Annotated in this window: 17 protein-coding genes; 14 read left to right on the top strand and 3 right to left on the bottom strand. The window is 52.0% G+C overall.

The genetic code is table 11. The annotated features are described in order from the left end of the window. Positions 1 to 1,486: 1,486 nt before the first annotated feature. Entirely contained in the window at positions 1,487 to 1,990 is a 504-nt protein-coding gene (locus BOC67_RS00005) for an anthrone oxygenase family protein (protein WP_291906013.1), read from the top strand. 133 nt (positions 1,991 to 2,123) lie between these two features. Here BOC67_RS00005 and BOC67_RS00010 read toward each other — a convergent pair whose 3' ends face one another. Then, positions 2,124 to 3,116 (bottom strand): GlxA family transcriptional regulator, encoded by a 993-nt coding sequence (locus tag BOC67_RS00010; RefSeq protein ID WP_291906014.1) that lies wholly within the window; start codon positions 3,114 to 3,116, stop codon positions 2,124 to 2,126. Positions 3,117 to 3,227: 111 nt separating this feature from the next. On the opposite strand from BOC67_RS00010, the gene BOC67_RS00015 reads away from it, so the two are divergent. The 8 genes from BOC67_RS00015 to BOC67_RS00050 all read left to right on the top strand — a co-directional run bounded on the left by BOC67_RS00015 (position 3,228) and on the right by BOC67_RS00050 (position 13,385). Beyond that, entirely contained in the window at positions 3,228 to 3,818 is a 591-nt protein-coding gene (locus tag BOC67_RS00015; protein ID WP_291906015.1) for a dihydrofolate reductase family protein, read from the top strand. Between the two features lie 302 nt (positions 3,819 to 4,120). Beyond that, positions 4,121 to 5,122: a GlxA family transcriptional regulator gene (locus BOC67_RS00020; RefSeq protein WP_291906017.1), complete on the top strand. Its 1,002-nt coding sequence runs from the start codon at positions 4,121 to 4,123 to the stop codon at positions 5,120 to 5,122. 25 nt (positions 5,123 to 5,147) lie between these two features. Then, positions 5,148 to 6,128 carry a type I glyceraldehyde-3-phosphate dehydrogenase gene (gap, locus tag BOC67_RS00025; RefSeq protein WP_291906019.1) on the top strand — a complete coding sequence of 327 codons (981 nt, stop codon included), beginning with the start codon at positions 5,148 to 5,150 and terminating at the stop codon, positions 6,126 to 6,128. A 127-nt stretch (positions 6,129 to 6,255) separates the two neighbouring features. After that, positions 6,256 to 7,164, top strand: coding sequence for a hypothetical protein (locus BOC67_RS00030; RefSeq protein ID WP_291906022.1), 909 nt, complete (start codon positions 6,256 to 6,258; stop codon positions 7,162 to 7,164). A 149-nt stretch (positions 7,165 to 7,313) separates the two neighbouring features. After that, positions 7,314 to 8,189 carry a LytTR family transcriptional regulator DNA-binding domain-containing protein gene (locus tag BOC67_RS00035; RefSeq protein ID WP_291906024.1) on the top strand — a complete coding sequence of 292 codons (876 nt, stop codon included), beginning with the start codon at positions 7,314 to 7,316 and terminating at the stop codon, positions 8,187 to 8,189. Positions 8,190 to 8,297: 108 nt separating this feature from the next. Then, complete coding sequence (locus BOC67_RS00040; RefSeq protein WP_291906026.1) at positions 8,298 to 11,042, top strand: carboxypeptidase-like regulatory domain-containing protein; 2,745 nt, start codon at positions 8,298 to 8,300, stop codon at positions 11,040 to 11,042. 12 nt (positions 11,043 to 11,054) lie between these two features. After that, a complete protein-coding gene (locus tag BOC67_RS00045) occupies positions 11,055 to 12,329 on the top strand; it encodes a parallel beta-helix domain-containing protein (RefSeq protein WP_291906028.1) in 1,275 nt (424 codons plus the stop codon). A 12-nt stretch (positions 12,330 to 12,341) separates the two neighbouring features. Further along, positions 12,342 to 13,385: an SO2930 family diheme c-type cytochrome gene (locus tag BOC67_RS00050; RefSeq protein WP_291906030.1), complete on the top strand. Its 1,044-nt coding sequence runs from the start codon at positions 12,342 to 12,344 to the stop codon at positions 13,383 to 13,385. Positions 13,386 to 13,617: 232 nt separating this feature from the next. On the opposite strand, the gene BOC67_RS00055 is transcribed toward BOC67_RS00050, so the two are convergent. After that, positions 13,618 to 14,253 (bottom strand): hypothetical protein, encoded by a 636-nt coding sequence (locus BOC67_RS00055; RefSeq protein WP_291906032.1) that lies wholly within the window; start codon positions 14,251 to 14,253, stop codon positions 13,618 to 13,620. A 30-nt stretch (positions 14,254 to 14,283) separates the two neighbouring features. Between BOC67_RS00055 and BOC67_RS00060 the strand changes: the two genes are divergently transcribed. Beyond that, complete coding sequence (locus BOC67_RS00060; protein ID WP_291906035.1) at positions 14,284 to 15,672, top strand: DEAD/DEAH box helicase; 1,389 nt, start codon at positions 14,284 to 14,286, stop codon at positions 15,670 to 15,672. 104 nt (positions 15,673 to 15,776) lie between these two features. Here the strand turns inward: BOC67_RS00060 and pepE are convergent, their stop codons facing one another. Further along, positions 15,777 to 16,484, bottom strand: coding sequence for a dipeptidase PepE (pepE, locus tag BOC67_RS00065; protein WP_291906036.1), 708 nt, complete (start codon positions 16,482 to 16,484; stop codon positions 15,777 to 15,779). A 723-nt stretch (positions 16,485 to 17,207) separates the two neighbouring features. Here pepE and BOC67_RS00070 point away from each other — a divergent pair. The 4 genes from BOC67_RS00070 to BOC67_RS00085 are packed head-to-tail and all read left to right on the top strand — an operon-like array spanning position 17,208 to position 23,558. After that, positions 17,208 to 20,252: a SusC/RagA family TonB-linked outer membrane protein gene (locus BOC67_RS00070; protein ID WP_291906037.1), complete on the top strand. Its 3,045-nt coding sequence runs from the start codon at positions 17,208 to 17,210 to the stop codon at positions 20,250 to 20,252. Between the two features lie 21 nt (positions 20,253 to 20,273). Next, complete coding sequence (locus BOC67_RS00075) at positions 20,274 to 21,812, top strand: RagB/SusD family nutrient uptake outer membrane protein (RefSeq protein ID WP_291906040.1); 1,539 nt, start codon at positions 20,274 to 20,276, stop codon at positions 21,810 to 21,812. 8 nt (positions 21,813 to 21,820) lie between these two features. Next, positions 21,821 to 22,489 (top strand): hypothetical protein, encoded by a 669-nt coding sequence (locus BOC67_RS00080; protein ID WP_291906042.1) that lies wholly within the window; start codon positions 21,821 to 21,823, stop codon positions 22,487 to 22,489. A gap of 34 nt (positions 22,490 to 22,523) precedes the next feature. Further along, positions 22,524 to 23,558 carry a DUF5007 domain-containing protein gene (locus BOC67_RS00085; protein ID WP_291906044.1) on the top strand — a complete coding sequence of 345 codons (1,035 nt, stop codon included), beginning with the start codon at positions 22,524 to 22,526 and terminating at the stop codon, positions 23,556 to 23,558. Positions 23,559 to 23,568 lie beyond the last annotated feature (10 nt).

Here is a 23,568-nt window from a genome sequence, read left to right on the forward strand (position 1 = left end):
CAACCAATACGATTGCACAACATTTTTTATTTCATAATTATATACATATTTTTCATTATCATTTAAGTCGCCACTTTAATAGCACAACACGTTAAATAACAACCTCCTTTACAGGCGCTTTATTGATCACCCCGAAGGAGAATAAAAAAAGTTGGTTTCAGCATAGTACCTTTTTTGAGTTTTGCTGTTATATAAAATAACCGCATCCCGTCCAGGTACTTTAGTGATCAACCTGAAGGAGCAAAAAAAAAGTTGCTTTCGATCTAGTACCTTTTTGGAGTTTTGCTGTTATATAAATAACAACACCTGAATAGGTGCATTAGTGATCTACCTAAAGGAGAAAAAAAAGTTACTTCCCGCATAGTACCTTTTTTGAGTTTTGAAGTTATATAAATAACAACATCCTTTACGGGTACTTTAGTAATCAACCTAAAGAAGCGAAAATATAAAAAGTCATTTCCAACATAATGTAACATTACACCAATTATCAAACCACCCGTAACAGTACCACTAAATCCAAACCCGGTACCCGTTACGCCACAAAGTTCTTTGATGAATCCTCCTTCACAGGATATAAATATTTGTCTCAGCCATTGACAGACAAACGCTATGAAGTCATTAAATAAGATGGATCCCTTTAACCGTTCGCGGCCATCATCTTTCTTCATAGAAGATGACGGGTGATGTCTATCGCTCGTCTTTCATCTAACTTAAAACCATTGTGTGTGGCAGCATGCTTTAAGGGTATGGCTTAAGGCGTTCAGCACAGGCCCCGAAAGGGGCCTCCCTTCCAAGGGACACCCAGCGGTATCAAATATTTGCAATTCTGAAAATGAGGGGATGCTGGAAACCCCGCCAGCTCCCCAAATTTCAGTCGCTCAACATCATTATAGGTCAAGTTTCTTAACGCAGTACTTCCGAATCGGGATAGCCACGCCCCGACCCATTGCCGGACGTCCTTCAGTAAGATTAGTACCGCGATTCGTTGTGAAAAGGCAACTCCCGATGAAGAAGTCGTTAAGACGCAAACCTCAACGCAGTTACGCTCCGCCAGTTTTTTGAGGGATTCTTGGACGGATGTAACTAACCTCTGAATAGCAGGTTTCTCAGAAACCTGCTATTTATAAAGCAGTATCCTTTCTTTTCTGCAAATAGCTTTTGTTTAAACATTAAGGTCACAACCCTTAATTTATTCAAAGTACGCCAACACGTACTTTGCAAAAAGATCACGGGTGGGAATTCATTCCCACCCACCATTAAACAGGCCCCTGAAAATATTTTACATATTCAAGGCAACTTGAGATATGTATCCGTGAAACCACGGAAAGCTTGGGTTAACAAACAAATGAATATGGATAAAGCTGGATTCTTCCAGCTTTGGTTATTCCGGCCCGTAGTGCGTCACAGCGCTACGGGTCTTTTTATCTTTAATGTTCGTAGGAAATAATTACCAACTTTCTTACCTTAATGCCACACACAAATTATTATGAAATTAAACCGCGCTATGATCACCCTCATCATCTCCTTACTCTGCCTCGGCCTCATGGCCGGCCTCTTCTACGCATGGGCCGTTTCCGTTATGCCAGGCATCACCAAACTAAACGACCTGCAGTTCCTCTCCGCCATGCAAAGCATGAACAGGGCCATCCTCAACCCGCTCTTCCTCATTCCCTTCATCGGAACAGTTTTCCTCCTTCCATACGCCACCTGGCAACAAGCCAGCCAGCCGGCATTCTATTACCTGCTCGCGGCGTCTGTACTCTACATAGCAGGCGTATTCGGTGTTACCATCACCGGCAACGTACCGCTCAATGAATCCCTCGATAAACTAAACCTGGTAAATGCGACAGCCGAAGCGCTGGCCGAGCAGAGAAAATTATTCGAAAAGCCCTGGGTTAACCTGCATAACATCCGCACCATCTGCGGCGTGCTTGCTTTTGCCTGCGGCCTGATAGGGCTTTACCAGGCCGCTGCAAATAACTGCAAATAAATAACTGCAAATAAATAACTGCAAATAAATAAATAACTACGACTAAATAACTAAATAACCACAAATAAATAACTACAACTAAATAATCGCAATTAAATAACTACACCTAAATAACATATCAGCCTTCGCCCCCTCACACCGCCGCCGCCGCCGCAGCCGTCTTATTATACTTATTCCTGTACTCAATAGGCGATAACCCCGTCACCTTCCTGAATATCGTCCTAAACGCCTTAATATCCGCATACCCCACATCATACATCACCTCGCTGATATTCTTCCGGCTGCTCTCAAAACTCTTCTTCGCCACCTCTATCTTCACACGCTGGATATACTCCGTCACCGTGTTACTGGTCGCTTTCTTAAACCGCCGTTCCAGGCTGCGCCGGCCCAACGCCAGCATGTTCGCCAGCTGATCCACCGTTACCCGGTCCTGGAAGTTCTGTTCAATGAACTCCTGCGCTTTGCGTACCGGCTCGTCCTCGTGTGACTTCTGACCCTGGAACATAATAAACGGCGACTGGCTATCCTTATCAATATCAATCATGAAAGTCTTAGCCACCACAATCGCAACCTCCCTGCCGGCATATTTCTCCACCAGGTACAATAGCAAATTCAAATACGAATAAGCGCCGCCACTGGTATAAATACCTTCCTCCTCCGTTAAAATCCGCTCGTCAACGACATCCACCGTCGGATACATCGCCCTGAACTCATTCACTGAGGCCCAATGCGTCGCGCAACGCTTGCCGTCCAGCAAGCCCGTGCCCGCCAGGAAAAACGCGCCAATGCAATAACTGATCAGCTCAGCGCCCTTCGCATACTGCTCCTGTATCCAGGGTATAAACTCCTTGTTCAGTCGCAACGCCTCCCGCGGATCCTGATGCATGGCGGGAATAATGATCATATCCGTTTTCTTCACCTGAGATACCAGTGAATCGGGTTGAATGGTAAACAAACCATTTCGTTGGGTTGATAATGCGGATATCCCCACAAAGTGTACATCAAAAATAGGATCGCGGTCCATGCGCTTTAAGATGGTGTTCACTTCTGTTAAAATATGCCAGGTTCCTTCTATATTCGATAAACTGCTGGCGCCAAATGGGATCAAAATGGATACGTGTTTCATACGCTAAAGTTAGGAAATAAAATTGTCGGGATCAACCCGTGCAAATGTCGCAAACCCTCCCCAATTGTAAGTTATAACATCATTAGATTTGTATCGACTAATTCTTTATTCATGCGAAAAGTTGTTGCACTGGCATTTGTGACCCTGGATGGTTTTACTACCGGCCCCAATGGTGAAACCGATTGGCAGCTGCATAACTTTAACGAAGAAATCGGAGAGTATATTTTCGAATCATATGAAGATACGGACCTGCTCCTCCTCGGCAGGTACACCTACCAGCAGTTCGCCGCCTACTGGCACCACCAGTATAATAAGAACCCCGAAGCGGCCCGCATGAATAATACCCATAAAATCGTTTTCTCCACCACCCTCACAGAAGCCACCTGGCATAATACCCGACTCATCTCCTCCAATATCGTACAGGAGGTGAACGCCCTGAAGCGACAACGGGGCAAAAACATCGCGATCGTCGCAAGCGCCGGCCTTATCCAAAGTTTCACTAACCTCGGACTCATCGATGAATACCGCCTCCTGATCTACCCGGTCATCCTCAGCAATGGCCGGCGGCTCCTCAGCAACATCCAGCAAACGCAGCAATTGGAGTTTATCCGTTCCCGTATCTTCAGCAACGGCGTCATGCTGGCGATATACCAACCCGTCCGCGAAGCCTGCATCTTCACCATGCTCTCCGCCGCCTTATAAATAAGGCCCGGAAGAGGGTCCAATGCTGCATTTTTGCAATTGCTATTATTTTTTAGGGGGAAAAATTAGTGCTGCCACTCCTTACCCTCCCGTCCAAACCCACCCTGGCACTACGCCGCGCGCACATGGCCGGCAGCCTCCCTTACGCGCCCAACATCCCCGAGGGAGTTACGCAGTGATATCCGGTACCGGTATGATAACAAGCCACAGCCCATAACCCCGCTTGGCAGAATCTGTATAATTTTTGTCATTGCGGACACCCACTTCCTGCCGTACTTTTGAACTGTCAAATCAACCCGCATATGACCCAGCAACGGAAATTAGTCGTAATAGCAGTACTCCCCGGCAGTCGCCTGCTCACCATGGCCGGACCCGCAGATGTATTCTCTTTCGCGCAATCAATGCTGGGGGCTCAAAAGGGACCTCATTACCAATCGTATGAAGTGTTGATCGCCGGCGCGGTCCCCGGGAACCGCATCCCTATGAACAGCGCCGCCGACCTCCTCGTCACCACATCTCTCCCTGATATAAAAAGACCCATAGATACCCTCATCATTACCGGGCATAACCTCCCGGAAGATGATGCGGATACCGCCCGCTTTTACCGCTGGCTGCAACGCAAGGCCCCCGGCATCCGCCGCGTAGCCGCCGTATGCGTGGCCACGTACGTGCTGGCAAAAGCCGGCCTCCTGCGGAATAAACGCGCCACCACCCACTGGGAACGGTATGATCATTTCCAGCAAACCTTCCCCGACATAAAAGTGGATACAACGCCTTTCTATATCAAAGACGGAAATATCTATACGGCAGGCGGCGTCACATCCGGACTGGACCTCTCGCTCGCCATGGTGGAAGAAGATTACGGCCGCGACCTCGCCCTGCAGATCGCCCGCAAACTCGTCATCCACCTCAAACGCCCCGGCAACCAGAAACAGTTCGGCAGCCTGCTGCCGGAATATGAACTGAACAGTAAGCTGGTACTGCTGCTGCGCCCATGGATCATGGAGCATATCGCGGAAGACCTCCCCGTAGAACGCCTCGCCGCAGAGGCGCATATGAGCGCCCGCAACTTCGCCCGCGTGTTCCTCAAAGAAACCGGTTTTACACCGGCAAAATTCATCGAAAAACTACGGGTGGAACTGGCCCGGAACTACCTCGAAAACAGTAGCCTGGGCCTGGAAGAAATAGCGCTCAGGTGCGGCCTCGGCGGCCTCGTATCCATGCGCCGCACCTTCCTGCGGCACCTGGAAATGTCGCCCGGCACCTACCGCAGCACCTTCCGGACAGTTTTGCCGACTGACTGATTAATGAACCTATAAACGATAGATTATGAAAATAGCCATCAATGGATTCGGACGCATAGGAAGAATGACCATGAGAGCCCTGCTGTCCCAACCGGGCGCAGAAGTACTTGCCATCAACGACCTGGCCGATATCGCCACACTGGCCCACCTCTTCAAATTCGACTCCGCGCATGGTAAGTTCGAAGGCACGGTTACTACCAATGGTAACCACCTCGTGATAAACGGACAATCCATCCGCCTCGTCAACGAACGTAATCCCGAAAACCTGCCCTGGAAAGAACTGGACATAGATGTAGTCGTAGAGTCTACCGGCCGTTTTACCGCACGTGACCAGGCCGCCGCGCACCTGACCGCCGGCGCTAAAAAAGTCCTGATCACCGCGCCGGCATCCGGCGGCGTAAAAACCATCGTGGATGGAGTGAACAATCACATCATCACACCGGAAGACACTATCCTGTCCACCGCTTCCTGTACCACCAACTGCATCGCGCCGGTGCTGCACGTACTGGATACCGCCTATGGCGTGGAATCCGGCTATATGACTACCATACACGCCTACACGATGGATCAGATGCTGCAGGATGGCCCGCACCGCGATCTTCGCCGCGCCCGCGCCGCCGCACAGTCCATCATCCCCACCAGCACCGGCGCCGCCAAAGCCATAGGAGAGGTGCTGCCTAATCTCAAAGGCCGCCTCGATGGCCACTCCTTCCGCGTACCCGTGATCGACGGATCCATCGCCGAACTCACGCTGAACCTCCGCAAGGCCGCCACCGTGGAACAAATCAACGCCCTCCTCCAGCAACAGGCCGAAGGGGAACTCAAAGGTATCCTGGAATACACCGCCGAACCCCTCGTGTCCTCCGATATCATCGGCAATACCCATTCCTCCATTGTAGACAGCCAGCTGACCCGCGTCATCGGTAATACCGTGAAAGTGGCTGCCTGGTACGATAATGAAGTAGGCATCTCCAACAGGATCGCCGCCCTCGTAACTGCGCTTTAGTCGAATAAAGGTGTATCCTTAACCGGATACACCTTATAATAAAATCACAGCTCCATGCGTTTAACATAGTAATTTTTACTATTTGTTATATATTTGCATATCATAATTCGACAAACCCTTGTTATCCATGAAGATAATTTCCCGATACCTGGTGATATGCCTGGCCATACTTTGCTGGGGCTGTAGCGCAGAAATGGTAAGAGATGGCAGCTTTAATCTGAACCCGAACGAGTACCAGAATGCCAGCGGTACCCTCAAAGGCAGCGATAACCAATGTTTACAAACAGCGATTACCGGAACCTTTGCCACCAAAGACGCGCAAACCGGCGCCGCCTACATCATCGCCAATGTGAATGTACTGGTACCCGGTAAATATGCCATTTCTACCGATAAGCAGAATGGCGTCACCTTTGCCGCATCCGGTCAGTTTACCGCCACCGGTATCCAGCAAATCAAACTGCTGCCCATCGGCGTGTTCGAGCAGGCCATCATCACCAACTATACGCTTACCTTCGGCAATACTTCCTGCCCATTATCGATCAATGTAGTGGAAGGTACCGGTACCGGCAATCCCGGCACTGGTAATCCGGGAACAGGTAATCCCGGCACGGGCAACCCCGGTACTTCCGCCGGTTCTTTCAACCTCACCATCAATGGCAAAACCTACAACGCCCTGGTAGCCACTTTCGATATTGATACAGATGGCGGGGTAGTAAGCATCATCGGCGCAGGAGTAAATACCAGTACCCAGGATGGTTACGTGCTGGAACTTTCTTTGCCGCTGACAAATAACACCGTCGCAGTGCAAACGTATAAGTCCACCGATTACGGCCCCCGTTGCGCTTTCGCCATCAGCGGTGCCGCTAACGGCAACGTACTGTATCAAACGCAGTCGGCCAACGGCGCTGTTACCACCTACCAGGTGACCGCCTTTAGCGCTACCCAGCTGAATATCACCGTGAGCGGCCAAACCGTTGCTGCGGATGGTAGTAAGGTGAACATCTCCGGTACGATTTCGGCGGTGCCGTTGCGGTAATACCACGAGCATAACTAAATAAATATTTTAAAACGGGTGATGCCTGCAGGCATCGCCCGTTTTTTATTTAACCAACTGCCACCCGTTAAAATTTCCGCCGCAACCGAATTACAACTATTTTCTTTATCTTAAATCAAACTTCCTATGTTATGAAAACTTTGAGAGGCTTATTCCTGCTCCGGGAAGAAATGAAGCGGCCATTCACCCTGCTGGATAACACCGGCAACCGCATTGCGTTTATCGCCTTCAGCGCCGTGTTTTCCTTCTGCTTCATGTACATCTTCCTGCCGTTTAATATCAATAAATGGTACGAAGGGCAGCGGCTCTCCCTCATCGCCATACTGGGAATATTCACCCTCTGCGGCAGCGTTGCCATGGCATGCACCCAGTTCATACTGTTCCGCATCCGCTGGCGCCGCCACATCAGCAACGCCGGCTATCTCCTCTGGGTAATGGCGGAAGTGGCGCTGATCGGGTTGATAGTAACCGTGGTCAACTCCGCCATCAACACAAACATTTTTCTCACCTTTGCTGAATTCTGCTCCACACTCCCTTACATAGCGCTCATCATCGCCATCCCGTACTGCCTGTCCCTCTTATGGTTCTACACCCGGCAAAAAATACAGGAGGTGCAAAAGCTGGAACATACCCGCCAGCAGGTTATGCCGGCGGACAGTACCCTGCAGATCCGGGACGAACATGATAAGCCGGTGCTGAGCATCCACCCGGAAAAACTCCTGATGGTAAAAGCGGAAGATAACTACGTGCATGTGTTCTACCTCGCCGGCGCCACCATGAAAAAAGAACTGATCCGCACTTCCCTGAAAAAAGTAGAAGCGGAAATTGCCCCTTTCGGGTTTAACCGGAGCCACCGCTCCTATATTATCAATACCTCCCGGGTGGTTTTATTCCGCAAACAAAACAAAGGCTACATCCTGCACCTGGAAGGACTGGACGATATGGAAGTACCGGTCTCGGGGTCCTACCTGTCCTTCTTCACCGAACGCTTTTCCACGGCCTGCTGATTCGCCCCGTATAGCGCCAATTTCGCCCCAAACCCGCTGTAGTAAGCACTTTTGCAAATGGTTTTTGAGTAATATCGCAGCAACGCCAAAATCAAAAACTAGCTCCCCATGTTTAAAGTCGCACAGTGGATCACGATGATGTTGCTGCTCAGCTCACCGCTGATGGCACAGCAAATAATTTCCGGAACTGTCCGTAACCGGGACACCAAAGAAGCCATTCCGGCAGTTTCTGTCAGAACAACGGATGGTAACGCGGGCGACTATTCCAACGGCCAGGGTAATTTCCGTTTTACCGTTCGCAGCAAATTTCCCCTGCAGCTGACCTTCTCCTGCGTGGGCTTCGAAACCCTTACCATGAACGTCAATTCCGCCGCCGCCATCCAGGTGGAACTGGCCCCCGCATCCGTGCTGGGGAAAGAAGTGGTGGTAAACGCCAGCCGGAATGTCCAGAAGAAAATCGAATCTCCCGTCACTATCGAAAGTATCGGCAACCGGGAAATCATCAACTCCCCGCAGCCCAGCTACTACAACATGCTGCAGGGCCTAAAGGGCGTGGATGTAACCACTTCCAGCCTTACCTTCACCACCGTCACCACCCGCGGTTTCAATACCAGCGGCAATACCAACTTCACCCAGGTGGTGGATGGGATGGATAACCAGGCCCCCGGCCTCAACTTCGCCCTGGGCGCCGCCATCGGGCTCACGGAGCTGGATGTGGACAACCTGGAAGTACTGTCCGGCGCATCTTCCGCCCTGTACGGGAGCCGCGGCCTGAACGGTACCATGGTCATGACCGGGAAGGACCCGTTTAAATACCAGGGCCTCAGCCTGCAGGTTACCCAGGGAGTGAACCATATTAAAAAAGGAAAGTCCAACGATCCCCTGGGCCCTTCTCCCTATTACGACTACACGCTCCGCTGGGCTAAGAAAGTAGGGGAGCGTTTCGCCTTTAAGGTCAACCTGCAGTATATCAAGGCGCGCGACTGGATCGCTTCGGATACCACGAACACCAACAGCCTTGCGTCTCGCTACACGGACCCCAATTACAATGGGGTAAACTTATACGGCAGCAAGACTTCAGTAGATATTAACCCTTTCCTGGAAGGCGCCCTGGCGCAGGCCCCAGATCTCTCCCCCCTAATAACCCCCATGTTGGGCTCGCCCAACTATGTAGCCCGCACGGGCTACCCGGAATATGAATACCTGAGCTCTGATGCCAAACTGTTCAAAGCAAACACAGAGTTGCGCTATAAGATAAAACCCAGGCTGGAAGCGATTGCCAGCGCCACCTACGGCCAGGGCAACGCCGTCTACAGCAACGATACCCGCTATGCCCTCACCGGCTACCATTTATCCCAATACCGGTTAGAATTGAAGTCGCCCCAATGGTTTGTGCGCGCCTACACCACCCGCGAAAACTCCGGTAACACGGTCATCGCAAGTCCCACGGCCCAGCTGATCAACGAAGCCTGGAAGCCCAGCTACAACCCCAACACGGGCGACGGCTGGTACCCGCAGTACACCAGCGCTTTGCTGGAAGCCATGGCCATGGGAAAAAGTTATGAAGACGCCAGCTGGATGGCCCGCCAGGTAGCAGACCAGGGCCGTCCGGCCGCCGGCAGCGGGTATTTCAATCACCTGAAAGACAGCATCGCCGGCCTGCCCACCCGCCAGGGCGGTACCCTCTTCCAGGACAGGAGCCGCCTGTTCAACGCCGAGGCGCAGTATAATTTCGGTAAGCTTATTCCTTTTGCGGCCATCATCGCAGGACTCAACTACCGCCTCTACCTCCTGGATTCCAAAGGCACCCTCTTCCCGGATGACGATGGCCCTATCCACGTCGCGGAATACAGCGCCTACCTCCAGGGAACCCGCAAGGTGATACATGATAAACTGAGCCTGAACCTGGCCTTCAGGGTAGATAAAAATACCCTCTTCGAAAAGCCGCGCGTTACCACCCGGGCATCGTCCGTATTGGAACTGGCGAAGGAAAGCTTCCTCCGCTTTTCCTACCAGAATGCCTATAGCTTCCCTTCCAATATCCAGGCCCTGCAATCCACCCCGGTGGACTATAACAGCTTCGCCTCCGGCGGCGCCACCCGCTTGCTGAACGGCGTGTACCAATTTGATAAATACCCGGCTTATACCCTCGCCAGCGTGCAGGCCTTCCAGCAATCGGAGAACCCGGATTCCCTGGTGAAATTCACCCCTAAAGACATCATGCCGCAGTCCGTAGATGCGTTCGAGTTAGGCTGGTCCTCCCTGATCGGCGGCTGCGTACTCGTGGACGTGCTGGGCTATTACTCCACCTGGAAGAACTTCATCGGCTATACGAACGTGGCCAACACCCCCGGTACGGATGATGTGAACGCCTTCAAGGACCACAGCACCTACGTGCAGTACAACATCGCCTACAACGGCGCGGAAAAGGTGAATACCTACGGCTACGCCGCCAGCGTCAGCGTGGACCTTTCCCATAATTTCCTCGCAAAAGTGAACTTTAGCTCGGATTTCCTGAAAAACCGGAACAACAGCCAGATCAACAACTTCAACACGCCGAATTATAAATTCAATATCGACTTTGGAAATGAAGGCTTCGGGAACAAACAGCGCTATGCTTTCAGTACCACTTTCCGCTACCGGCCGGCGTACTTCTACCAGATAGGATTTGCCAGCGGCACGGTGGACGCCAGTGCCGTGCTGGATGCACAGATCAGTTATAAATTACTGCAGGCGCATTCCCGCATCAAACTGGGCGCTACCAACCTGACGAACACCTATTACAGGACAGGCTTTGGGAGTCCGGCCATCGGCGGCATGTACTATGTTTCATTTGCTTATAACGTATTCTAAAAACCCAGCATCATGCGTATATACAACCTGTTCATGGCGGGCATGGCGGCCATCACGCTCCACGCCTGTACCACCCGGCCGGATAACGGCGACGGCTATATCCACCACCTCAGCTTCGGCCCCGGCGAAGAAACCAAAATCGCCGAAGCCTTCCTGACCCTCAAGGACTCCACCAAGGTGGAACTGAAAGAAGGAACTTATCATTTCGATAACCTCAGCATCGCCCAGTTGAAACACATCTTCATCAAGGGCGCCGGCGCTGAAAAAACTATCCTCGATTTTTCCGCCCAAAGCCAGGGTGGGGAAGGCATGCGCGTGACGGACGTGCTGGGCTTCACCATCGATGGGCTCACCCTGCAGGAATCCAAAGGGGACCTGATCAAGATCAATAAGAGTGAGGATGTCGTGATTTCCAACGTCAGGGCCATCTGGCACAAGGCGGACAGCGCCAGCGGCGGCTACGCCATCTACCCCGTATTATGCAGGCGGGTCTTGGTGGAAAACTGTTATGCGCAGGGCGCTTCGGACGCGGGCATCTACGTGGGGCAGTCCGACAGCGCTATCGTGCGCAAATGCAAAGCCTATAAAAACGTGGCCGGCTGCGAAATTGAAAACACCAGCCATGCAAAAGTCTATGATAACGAGTTTTGGGGCAATACCGCCGGCTTCCTGATCTTCGACCTGCCGGACCTCAGCAAGCGGGGCGGCAATGTGGAAGCATATAACAATTACCTGCACGACAATAACGAACGCAACTTCGCCAAAGCCGGCAGCTTCGGCAACACCTGGGGCGTAGGCAACGCCGCGCCGGGCAGTGGCATCATCGTACTGGCGGCCTCCGATATCAACCTGCATCACAATAAGATCATCAATAACAATTCGGCCGCCATCGCCGTGGTATCAGGATTTTTCATTGATGAAAAAGCGGCGGAGAAAATGAATGATCATTACTTCCCCATCCCCCGCAACGTAAAGATCCATGATAACGAAATGCAGGTGGCGGACAGCTTTCCGCCCGCCGTGTACGCGCATCACACCGGCAAGGTACTCGTAGGCATTGAGCAGATGCTGAACGCGCAGGACCCTTCCCGCAAAAATGCCCGCCTGCCGCTGATCACCTGGGATGGTATCACCACCAATATCCTCACCGGCGGCAAAGCGGTAAACCCGGATTCGCTCTGCATCAGCCAGCAGCAACCTAACCTGTTTGTGAACGCCGACGCTTTAAACATAGGCAAGCCAAACTGGAAGCCTTCCACCGATGTGACGCCATATGTCTGTAAATAAATGCTATTGCTTATGAGAAAGTGTTATGTGATGATGGTAGCGCTGCTGGCCTGTTTGAGCTGCAACAACAGGACGGAGCAAAAACAAACCGGGCCTTTCCGTTTCCTGGACAGGCTGTCGGACTACCACTTCTTTGAAGGGGAACTGAAGTTGTTGCAACCACGTAAGGGAGTTACCAGTTATGAACTGGCCACTCCCTTATTTACCGACTATGCCGTGAAAGACCGGTTCATTGTACTGCCGGCGGACAGCGCGCTGACCTACACCGGCGACGGGCTCCCGCATTTCCCGGACGCTACGTTTATCATCAAAAACTTCGCCTATACGGATACGCTCCATCGCAAGGTGATGATTGAAACGCGCCTCCTGTACAAAGATCCCTACGATCACGGCTGGAAGGTGATGAACTACCTCTGGAACAAGGAGCAAACGGATGCCGACCGCTGGCTGCTGGGCAAACGCGTTCCCATCACCCTGCTGGACGATAACGGGCAGGCACACACGACGAACTACCAGGTGCCGAATACCAACGACTGCAAGCGTTGTCATATCAACAACAGCACGCTCACGCCTATTGGCCCTAAATGGCGCAACCTGAATTTCACGCGCGCCGGCCATTCGCAGAACCAGTTGCAGGCCTGGGCCGGCATGGGGCTGGTAAAGGGTTTGCCTGACGCCAAACAACTGCCGGCATTGCCCGTTTGGAACGACAGCCTGCATTACTCAGTAAACGAACGTGCCCGCGCCTACCTGGATGTGAACTGCGCGCATTGCCATATCAAAGGCGGGGATGCCTTTAACACCGGCTTATTCCTCGATTATGAAACGACGGCCAAAGTGCAGGGAGTGATGAAATCGCCCGTATCCGCAGGCGGCGGCGCCGGCGGCCTGGATTACGACATCGTGCCGGGGGATGCGGCCAACAGCATCCTGTATTACCGCATGAACAGCGTGGAACCGGGAACGGCCATGCCCGAGCTGGCAAGAACGTTGGTGCATAGGGAAGGAGTGGAGCTGATAGCGAAGTGGATTGATGCGATGGCTGGCTCGCGGTAGGTTTTTTTTCTCGCAAAGAGGCAAAGGAAATTAAGGGCGCTAAGGAGTTTTATTTCTCGCAAAGAGGCAAAGGAAATTAAGGGCGCAAAGGAGGTTTATTTCTCGCAAAGCCGCCAAGGAAATTAAAGCCGCTAAGGAGTTTTTTTTCTCGCAAAGCTGCAAACCAAATTATAGACACTAAAAATGTTTTTTGTTATCCTATAATACATCATACCACAATCCCTTTGCGCCCTTAATCCCCCTTTGCCTCTTTGCGAGAAAAAAAACCGCTTTGCGAGAAAAAAACCTCCCTCTTCTCCTGCGTGAAATTCTCATCATTCAAATCCTCTTCCCACCGGTACAACTTCCCGTTTTCCAAAAACACCCGCGCCTGCATCGCTGAATCCGTCAGCGGATCACAGCCCGTCGGTATCAGCAGCGGCGTAAGCAACTGCTTCCACTCCGTACCGTTAAACGTCCACGTCGTGCAGGTAAACGTGCATCCATGCAGGGGTTCATTAAAAACAGACACCTCGTCGCGGCCGTCCCCGTTGAGGTCCCCCTCGTTCTGCACGGAAATGGCGCCCATAAACGGCGGCAGCGCAGGAATACCGCTGCTGAACGTAACGAGGTATTTATCCTGTACCTCCTGGTCCGGATCGTCCGGATGTTCCGGGGTGGCCATAGTAATGAACGCGGTATCAGCTTTGCCGGCAGCGGAAAAATGGCCGGTGATCGTATCATGGGAGGGAGGCGCCAGCGGTACCACCGTGGCGGTGTGGGTCGTTACCACGGAATCAGCAATCGTGGTGGAGTCATGCGCCGTTTCCTTATTCACGGAATTACAGGCACAAACCATCAAAGCGGCGATAGGAATCAGATTTTTCATAGCCGGCTAAAATACAAAAATGTCCCTGGAATGGCAAAAACCGCCGCTTCCCCGGCCGGCCGGCGCTTTGCCGGAAATACCCTACCTTTGCGGCAAATGCAAAAAGAAATTATACCGGCAATACTTGCCAATTTGAAAATAGCAGCGCTGAACGATATGCAGCTGGCGTCCCTCGAAGCCAACAGAACGCACAAGGATGTGATCCTGTTATCGGCTACCGGCTCCGGCAAAACGCTGGCATTCCTGCTGCCCGTGCTGGAAAGGCTGCAACAGGGCGTGAAGTCCACCCAGGCGCTGATCGTAGTGCCCTCCCGTGAGCTGGCCCTGCAGATAGAAAAGGTATTCCGCCAGATGGGTACCGGCTATAAGATCACCGCCTGCTACGGCGGCCACCTCCGCGAAACGGAAGAGAACAACCTGGTCGAAGCGCCGGCCGTTATCGTAGGCACCCCTGGCCGCCTCGGCGATCATATCCGCCGCGGCAACATCACCGTAGATAGTATCGAAACCCTCGTGCTGGACGAGTTTGATAAAACGCTGGAACTGGGCTTCCAGGAAGAAGTAGGTTTCATCGTGGCATCGTTGCCTAACGTAAAGCGCCACCAGCTTACATCTGCCACGGAGGCGGTAGAGATACCGGACTTTGTGGTGCTGGACAATCCGCAGCGGCTTAACTTCCTGCCGGAAAACGGCGCCGCTGCAGAGCGACTGGAAATAAAACAGGTCCGCTCTCCCGAAGCGGACAAAGTGGATACGCTGTTCCGCCTCATTTGTCACCTCGGCAACCGCTCTACCATTGTGTTCTGCAATCACCGCGAAGCGGTGGAGCGCACCAGTAGCCTGCTCTCCGAGAAAGGCATACTCAATACTTTTTACCATGGAGCAATGGAGCAGCAGGAGCGCGACAGCGCCCTCTGCAAGTTCAGGAACGGTACGGTAAACGTCCTCGTGACAACGGACCTCGCCGCGCGTGGCCTCGATATCCCGCATATCCGCTACATCATTCATTACCACCTCCCGCATACGGAAGATAGCTTCGTGCACCGCAACGGCCGCACCGCCCGCATGGAAGCCAGCGGCACCGCCATTATCCTCCTCGGGCCTGATGAAAAGCTGATGCCTTACGTATCCCCGGATATCGACGCCATCACCCTGCCTGAAAAGGCCGTATTGCCTGAAAAGCCAAAGTGGGTAACGCTCTTCATCGCCGCCGGCAAAAAGGATAAGGTAAACAAAATCGATATTGTAGGCTTCCTGGGCAATAAAGGTCAGCTGAAGAAGGAGGATATCGGCCTCATCGAAGTGAAGGACTTCTTCTCCTTCGTGGCCGTTGTACGCTCCAAAGTGGGGCATACCCTGGAAATGATCAAGGGGGAAAAAATCAAGAACAAGAAAGTAAAGATTGAAATAGCCAGATAAATCTGGCGGTTGTTGATAGGATAACGGGAGAGATTAAACGCCGCGGCGCTTTATCTCTCCCGTTTACATTTCCGTACAATCACGGCATATGCCGTATATCCATATTAGTGCAGAAAATTCAATGCCGCTCCTGACTCCACTTCATACGGCGCCTTCCCCTGTTCAAAAATCCTTGCCGACAATTTCCCTTCCAGGGTAATAGCATCCCCCTGTACGCGTATCCAGCTGCCCTCCCGCAGGCCTACTACCGGGGTGCTGTTCTGCGTATGGAATTCGCGGATGCGGGTTTCCCTGGTTTCGCCCATGTGCTGACTGCCAGGCACAGGATCCAGGTAATGCGGGTTGATATTGAATGGCACCATCCCGCTGGTGACAAAGCTGGATGGATAAACAATCGGCATATCATTGGTGGTTTGCATGCTCACGCCGCCTATATTCGTGCCGGCGCTGCAGCCCAGGTAAGGCGTGCCCTTGTCCGTTACTGCCTTGAGCAGCGGCATCAAACCCAGTTCATGTAAAGTTTTTACCAGCAGGAAAGTATTGCCTCCGCCGGTGAAAATGCCCTGCGCGTTTTCCAGGGCGGCCGCAGGATTTTCGAAGGTATGCAGCCCCTTCACGGCAATACCCAGCTCCTTAAACCCCTCCGCAGCCCTCGCCGTATAATCGTCGTGGGAAATACCTCCGGGCCTTGCAAATGGGATGAAGATAATTTCGCTGATCCCCGCAAATAAACTTTTCATGGCCGGCTTCAGGTAAGCCAGGAATTCTTCCCCAAATAAAGTAGAGGTACTCGCCAATACGATCTGTTTCATCTAAAAAATATTTCCGCAAATGTAAGAACCACATTGAAAAAAATATATCTTTACGATGAGCAACATATTCAACATCAACTGTTCTTTGTCCGAGCGCGATAATATAGCATCATTCTATGTCATGCCTGTGTCCTGAAAGTACCAGTGAAATAGTGCGCATGAAAAAAGCATTGTCATAGAATTTTCACTTTTTTAACAGAGATTATAAGGTAACAATTACGCTTATTACTTTGTGAGAAGATATAGTGCTGTGCGTGAACAATGAAGTATCAACCAAATAAATTGTAAAAAGTCGTAGCCGTAATCAAAAATTCGATCATGTTACACACCTGAGTACAAAATGCCCGGCAATTCCGGGAGTTTGTAACGTTAATTCCGTGCGATGAAGCGTTGTGCCTATTGTGCAAAGCCCCGCTTTGCCACCCTGTATGAACACGTGAATCACGTCAACCTCATTTTTGTATGCTTACACAGCAATGAACATTGCTGAATGGACCGACTCATGCGTAGAAAGTTTTAAAATTAATGAACAATGAATAAATGCTACTATTCTTCAAAGGCATCCTGCATGCGTCTCCTTCGCGTGCCCGAATATCCTTTTAACAGACATCCGAACGTATAACATATAGCTGAATAACAGCGGTATTCCGCTTGTGCGCAGGTGTTGAAAAATGCCTGGAAGGAATGCTGTTGCCTTTATAATCCAATTAAATCTTTTTACCAATGAGAGATCATCTATCCATGCGGTTGTCTGACAGAAAGCGTCGCTGGGTGCAGTCGCTGGTGGCCGCCTGTTGTACGCTCAATGTAGCCTTGTGCATCAACCCGCACGGCGCCATGGCAGCAGGTCTTAATCTCCCGTTACCTGCAAGGGATACTTTGCCTCCCGTTAATAAGGATTCCTTACCTCCTGTCAAAGACAGCTCCGTGGCCAATGAAGTGGTAAGAGTCTTCAGCAGGCGAAACATCCCCGCAGCCTTTACCAACGCTGACACCCTGGCGGTTAAACAGGTGGCCCTCTATCCTTATACCTCGCTGCAGCAAATGGTAAAAGGAAACATCAGGGGGCTCTATACACAGGAACCCAGCGGCGAACCCGGAACCGAACAGTTTATGTTCATCCGCGGATTGGCCATGCCACTGCTTTCCAAGCAGGATGTGTACCAGGTGCAACCCGCCGTATATCTCAACGGCATCCCCCTGGTACAAGATAACTCCATGGTGTTTGATATCCAGGTAAATGATAAAAACCGCCTCGGACCAGCCATCAACCTACTCAACATCGTCAACCTGGATAACGTTCAGTCGATCGACGTATATAAAGATGCCGCCGCCATCGGGCTTTTTGGCCCCAGAGGCGCTAACGGCGTTATCAACATCATCACTAAAACGCCTACCTTCGGTAACCGTAAAATCAGTATCAACAGCTACTTCGGCGTTAACCTCTACGACCCGGTGTTTACCACCAACGGCCAGTACGAAAACCGCGCCCGTAAACCTTACTACGAAAAGTACGCTACCACCGCCGATTCCCTGGCATTCCCGCCATACCTGAGGGATTCCTCCAACGCCGCTTACTACGGTAATGCCAACTGGACGGACCTCTACTTCCAGAACACCACCAGCCACGGTATCAACGCCGCCATCTCCGGCGGTTCCGAAAGAGCGAACTTCCGCTTCTTCGCAGATAAAACTACCGCCAACGGTATCGCGGATAATACCCGCCTGGATAAATACAACGCGAACTTTATCGTGAACATGGCGCCGAAGGAATGGCTCATGGGCTCCGCCCTCATCAACGCCACCCGTATGGACAGGCAGCGGAATACGAGTATGGTAGACCGTTATATAGAAACGGCCTATGTACCGGATATCACCAGCCCGCTCGCCCCTAACAGGGACGCCTATGGCCTCTACCTCCGTGAACTGGATAAAGGCTTCGATAAAAACCACCTCAACAGCATTCAGGGTAGCTTCTCGCTGATGTTCAACTGGAAGAGCGTACGCTACACCACGCGCCTGCTCTTCGATTACAACGAAAGCGACCGCGATATCTTCTACCCGTCTACACTCATGGACGGCGCCAACTACGTATCCAACTACTATGGCAACAACCAGCGGGTAGGCTTCCAGAACACCATCGATTACGACTGGCAACCCGCACCGCAACATAAGTTCAGCTTCGAAGCAGGGCACCTCTTCCAGTCCGATAACTTCCGCTACAACTACCAGCGCGCCTATAACGGCGCCAGCGACCGTATCAAGGTGAACGTAGTAGGCTCCAACCCGGATGCCGGCAACTACCTGTCCCCGCTGTACTACGCCAATCAGCTGGTGTACCGCTTCATCGATGGCCAAAAAACACGCCTGCTCTCCTTCCACGGCAACGTGAAATATGTATATAACAATTACCTCCGCCTCTCGCTCACCCTGCGTAGCGACGGTTCTTCCCTCATCAATCCTGCCCACCGCTGGCTCCTGTCCCCATCCGCCGGCGTAGAGTGGGATGTGAAGGAACACCTGCTCCCTGCGCTCACCCGCGTGTCTGACCTCACGCTGCACGCCAGCTACGGCCGCATCGGCCGCCTCCCCGGCGATGAACGCTTTGCCGCAGGCCCGCAGTATAAGGTGGATATGGGCTGGAGCGCCAACAAAAACGCCTCCTCCTACGCAGGCGTTGCTGGCCTTTCACGGCCTTATTCCTTTGGCTGGGTAGGCGAAAATATTCCATGGGCAACGACAGATATCTTCACCCTCGGCGCTAACTTCTCCCTGTATGACAACAGGGTACGCATCAACGGTGATTACTACAATAAAAATGACCGCAACATGCTGGCCCCTATGCCGGCAGTAGCGGAAAGCGGCTATAGCAGCATCTACGAAAACGGTATGCTGGTCAACAACAGCGGGGTAGAAGCCACCCTGTCCGTCGACCTGGTACGTACCAAAAAATTCATGTGGACGCCCGCCCTCACCGCTTCCTATAACCAGAACACCCTGAAAGCCCTGCCAGGCGGCGCTAAATCCCTCACCATCGGCGACCGCCACTTTGAAGTAGGGCAGGCCGTGGACATGTTCTGGCTCTATCAGAATGAAGGCATTTACAACACCGCCGCCGAAGTGCCGGTGAACAGCAAAACCGGTTCCCCGCTGACTTTCAAAGGCACCCCCTTTGCCGCCGGCGATGCCAAGTGGAAAGACGTGAACGGCGACTTCACCATCGACGATAAAGACAAAGTGCTGAAAGGGCATAGCATGCCTACGCTTTTCGGCAGCTTCGCCAATACCCTCCGCTATGGTAAACTGGATTTCTCCTTCAGCATATACTATGCGCTGGGCCAATCCATCCTCAACAGCAAAACGGCTACCCGGCTCGACTTTGCTAACCACGACGGACAAACGGACCTCGGCTCCGTTAAGGATATCACCTACTGGCAACGTAACGAGGATATGAAAACATATCCCATCTACAACCCGTGGAGCGCTACCATTCCTTTCCGCGCGGACCAGGACCTCTTCCTCGAAAAAGCCAATTTCGTGAAGCTCCGTACCATCAGCCTGGGATACGATTTTGCCGGCTCCAAACTGCTGAAACGGTTAGCGCCAACCCTTACCCGCTGCTACTTCTACGCAACGGCGAATAACATCCTCACGTTTACGGCCTACACAGGCGGCGATCCGGAGCTGACCTATTACAATGGTTACGATAACGGATATACGATTCCGGTACCGAAAACTTATACCGTAGGATTGAAACTGGATTTATAATCAATAGCCATCTGATTTTGTATGAATAAAATATATCGCTCAATAAAAGCAGCAGTGGTAGCAGCAGGCCTCCTGGCCATGGCAGCCGCCTGCAACAAATCACTGGATGTGCCGTCGAGCAGGCTGGTGGGTGAAAAAGACTACTGGAATAACGTGGAGGACGCGCGCAGCGCCCTGATGGGCATTTACGGCCTTTCCCGCGCAGCGCTGACGGATAATGCCGCCTTCTGGATGTACGGGGAGTTCCGCAAGGGCGACTTCACCGCCATCACCCGTACGGACCTGAAAGCCATCGTGAACAACGACCTGAATGTATCGTTGCCGATGCTGCAAAGCCTGAAAAACTGGCGCCGCTTTTACGCCGCCATCAACGCCGCCAACCTCTTCATCGAACGTTCCGGTGAAATCACTAAAAAAGATGCCTACTATCCCGCCAGCACCAATCGTATAGACATTGCCCAGGCCAGAGCCATGCGCGCTTTCCTGTACTTCTATATGGTGCGCATCTGGGGAGATGTGCCCCTGGTGGTAAGCTCCTTCGACGGTAAATTCCCGCAGCTGGAAAGAACGCCACAGCAGCAGGTACTTGCCTTTGCGGAAAAGGAACTGATCGAATCCGCGAAAGACCTGCCCGTAATCTATAACTCCACCGATCCTTTGCTGGGAGGCCTCTACTACAACCAGGGGTACAGCTTCTGGAAAGGCAGCCTGGTGAACAAGATCAGCGCATACGCAGTGCTGGCGCATATTGCAGCCTGGCAGCAGCGCTATAACGACGTAATGAGCTATACCCAGTTCATTATGGATAACTACAAAACGGCGGACATCTCTTTTACCAACAATACCGAATTGCTGTGCGACAGCGACAGCGGCTTCTTCTATCGCATGGGCCCCAGCCAGATGCTCAACTTCTCCTTCGATTACAATAACGGGGAAGGCATCACCGCCGGCCACCTGGAAGATTACGTGCTCGCCAAACCCATTACCAGCAAGCTGATGCCGGACCTGTTTGTACAGAAGGACAGTATCATCAAAATCTTCACCTGGAACGGGGATGAGCGTTTCAGCATCGACCTCGCCACCGGTTACCCTAAAACGGAATACTACTTCGTGAATTATAACACCAACACGCCGGTGTTTTCCAAAATCAAGGTATTACAGGATGGTAAGCTGGATAAGGGAACTTTCCGCATGTTCAACGCTACCATGATGTTCACCCGCATGGAGGAACTGGCGCTGCTCCGCGCGGAAGCCGCCGTGGTAACCAACAACATGCCGGAAGCGCTCAACTGGCTGCGCCAGGTGATGGTGAGCCGCGGCATACCCAGCCCTACTTTCAACGGCGTGGATATACTGGATGAAATTTTTAGGGAGAGAAGAAGAGAACTCATGGGAGAAGGGTGGCGCTGGTACGACCAGGTGCGCTATGCCCGCCTCCGCCCGGCCGCCAATCCCGCTTTTGCAGCCATGGTACAGAATGGCGCGATCTATTGGCCCGTAGCGGAAGAAGCCATGGCCGCCAATCCTAAGCTCACACAAAATTCTTATTGGAATAAATAAATATTGCCATGCAGAAAAGAAATCAAATTTTTGAAAGAGTCTGTTTGCTGCTGCTGGCAGTAGTATTTGCCGCCAGCTGTCAGAAAGATGGCGGTTATATCAACTATGTAAAACAACCGCCGCAGATAGATGCTAACGTGTACGACTACCTGCAAAGCAAACATGGCGTATATGATTCCATGGTGCTGGTGATCGATAGGGTAGGGCTGAAGCGTATCCTCAGCAATACCAAAGTCACCGTGTTTGCACTGACCAATGCCAGCTATACCGCCGCTCTGCGCAACCTCAACATCCTCCGGCAAAAACAGGGGAAAGCGCCCGTGACCCTCAGCTCACTGGACCAGCAACACCTGGATACCCTCATGTGCCGCTACATTGTGCCGGGCTTTTTCACGACGGACAGCCTCGCGCCTTATCCGGACGGCTTTACCACCACCTCCCTGAAATACGGCGGTGGCGCCAATATGCAGCTGTTTACCGAAACGGCTTCCGGTATGGCCAACGGTGGTCCCAAGTATATTATTTACAGCGATACTAAAGGTTCATTCTATATCAACAAGTGGGTAAGGGCCAACACCATGTCGATGGATACCTACCTGCGTAATGGCGTGGTGCATGTGCTTAGCGGCGATCATGAATTTGGTTTCAATGAATTCATCACCCGCTTCAACAAATAAATCCTATTGCTGACCGCTCATAAATGATGTAACAATGAAAAAATTACTTTTAGCAATGACGACGATGGGCCTGCTGCATGCTTGTGTGAAATTGCCCGCAGATGCCGATTATCTCAGCAAGGGAGCCGGGTACACCCAATCCAATTTCCAGCCGATCCTGGGCCGTACCACGGTAATGCCCAACGATCCGTTTGCAACCATCTTCAATGCGGACCACTCCACGCTGCCGCTGACATTTAAAATGCTCAGCGTCCGCGATGCCGAAACCGGCGATACGGTGGACCTCTTCAATAAAACCTTCGACGTCCAGGTATGGAAAGAAGCCTACACCGGCTTTGAAACCACGCGCGAGGAAATCGAGAAGAAACGGGTGATCGAAAAACACCGCCTCTTCGAAGTCCGCGAACATTCCGGCCAGCTCGTATTCTGGACCCCGCAGGACCTGCAATACCTGAACGCCGTGAAAGTACAGCCGCACAAAGGTTACAAGTTCGATATCGAAGTGTCCAACAGCGGCGGCTCCAAGGTGATCCACAACCTGGAATTGCAACCGCTCCGCCCGCAGCCTTTCGAGCCCACCAACGTGGACCCCGTAACAGGCAACTCCTACGGCGTGCTGCGCCCTTCTGTGGTAAGCGGTATCAAGAATTATAACGACGATAGTTACTTAAGTTCTGCCGATGTGCAGATGGTTTTTTATAAAGACCTCAACAGCAAGGAAAATACGCTCACGTTTGAATTCCGCGATTCTTCCTACGCGCCCATCGATCCTAAAAAGTTCAACAGTACCCAATGGGAAAAAGTATGCCACCACTTCGGTGAGCCGGTATTCACACCGGAAGGCGTTACCTACCAGGTAGCCTACCCGATCCCGCTGGCGGCCATTACCACCCAGTACACCACGGTCAACGGCCTGTCCGCGCAAAGCATGTTCAGCTTCAACAGGATCGGAACTGGCGGCATGCGCCAGGACGCCACCATCGGCACACAGTTCAGAATATTCGAACCGGGCGCCTGGAAAATTATCTTCTGGTTTTACAGGGGTAATCCTGATTTCCGCAATAACTAATGCGGTGCTA

Source organism: Chitinophaga sp. CB10, from assembly GCA_001870995.2.
Taxonomy (GTDB): domain Bacteria; phylum Bacteroidota; class Bacteroidia; order Chitinophagales; family Chitinophagaceae; genus Chitinophaga.

What these genes read in the sequence shown, in the direction of transcription:
- BOC67_RS00005 (WP_291906013.1), top strand. Translation starts at nt 1,487, where the DNA reads ATGAAATTAAACCGCGCTATGATCACCCTCATCATCTCCTTACTCTGC.
- BOC67_RS00010 (WP_291906014.1), bottom strand. Translation starts at nt 3,116, where the DNA reads ATGAAACACGTATCCATTTTGATCCCATTTGGCGCCAGCAGTTTATCG.
- BOC67_RS00015 (WP_291906015.1), top strand. Translation starts at nt 3,228, where the DNA reads ATGCGAAAAGTTGTTGCACTGGCATTTGTGACCCTGGATGGTTTTACT.
- BOC67_RS00020 (WP_291906017.1), top strand. Translation starts at nt 4,121, where the DNA reads ATGACCCAGCAACGGAAATTAGTCGTAATAGCAGTACTCCCCGGCAGT.
- gap (WP_291906019.1), top strand. Translation starts at nt 5,148, where the DNA reads ATGAAAATAGCCATCAATGGATTCGGACGCATAGGAAGAATGACCATG.
- BOC67_RS00030 (WP_291906022.1), top strand. Translation starts at nt 6,256, where the DNA reads ATGAAGATAATTTCCCGATACCTGGTGATATGCCTGGCCATACTTTGC.
- BOC67_RS00035 (WP_291906024.1), top strand. Translation starts at nt 7,314, where the DNA reads ATGAAAACTTTGAGAGGCTTATTCCTGCTCCGGGAAGAAATGAAGCGG.
- BOC67_RS00040 (WP_291906026.1), top strand. Translation starts at nt 8,298, where the DNA reads ATGTTTAAAGTCGCACAGTGGATCACGATGATGTTGCTGCTCAGCTCA.
- BOC67_RS00045 (WP_291906028.1), top strand. Translation starts at nt 11,055, where the DNA reads ATGCGTATATACAACCTGTTCATGGCGGGCATGGCGGCCATCACGCTC.
- BOC67_RS00050 (WP_291906030.1), top strand. Translation starts at nt 12,342, where the DNA reads ATGAGAAAGTGTTATGTGATGATGGTAGCGCTGCTGGCCTGTTTGAGC.
- BOC67_RS00055 (WP_291906032.1), bottom strand. Translation starts at nt 14,253, where the DNA reads ATGAAAAATCTGATTCCTATCGCCGCTTTGATGGTTTGTGCCTGTAAT.
- BOC67_RS00060 (WP_291906035.1), top strand. Translation starts at nt 14,284, where the DNA reads ATGGCAAAAACCGCCGCTTCCCCGGCCGGCCGGCGCTTTGCCGGAAAT.
- pepE (WP_291906036.1), bottom strand. Translation starts at nt 16,484, where the DNA reads ATGAAACAGATCGTATTGGCGAGTACCTCTACTTTATTTGGGGAAGAA.
- BOC67_RS00070 (WP_291906037.1), top strand. Translation starts at nt 17,208, where the DNA reads ATGAGAGATCATCTATCCATGCGGTTGTCTGACAGAAAGCGTCGCTGG.
- BOC67_RS00075 (WP_291906040.1), top strand. Translation starts at nt 20,274, where the DNA reads ATGAATAAAATATATCGCTCAATAAAAGCAGCAGTGGTAGCAGCAGGC.
- BOC67_RS00080 (WP_291906042.1), top strand. Translation starts at nt 21,821, where the DNA reads ATGCAGAAAAGAAATCAAATTTTTGAAAGAGTCTGTTTGCTGCTGCTG.
- BOC67_RS00085 (WP_291906044.1), top strand. Translation starts at nt 22,524, where the DNA reads ATGAAAAAATTACTTTTAGCAATGACGACGATGGGCCTGCTGCATGCT.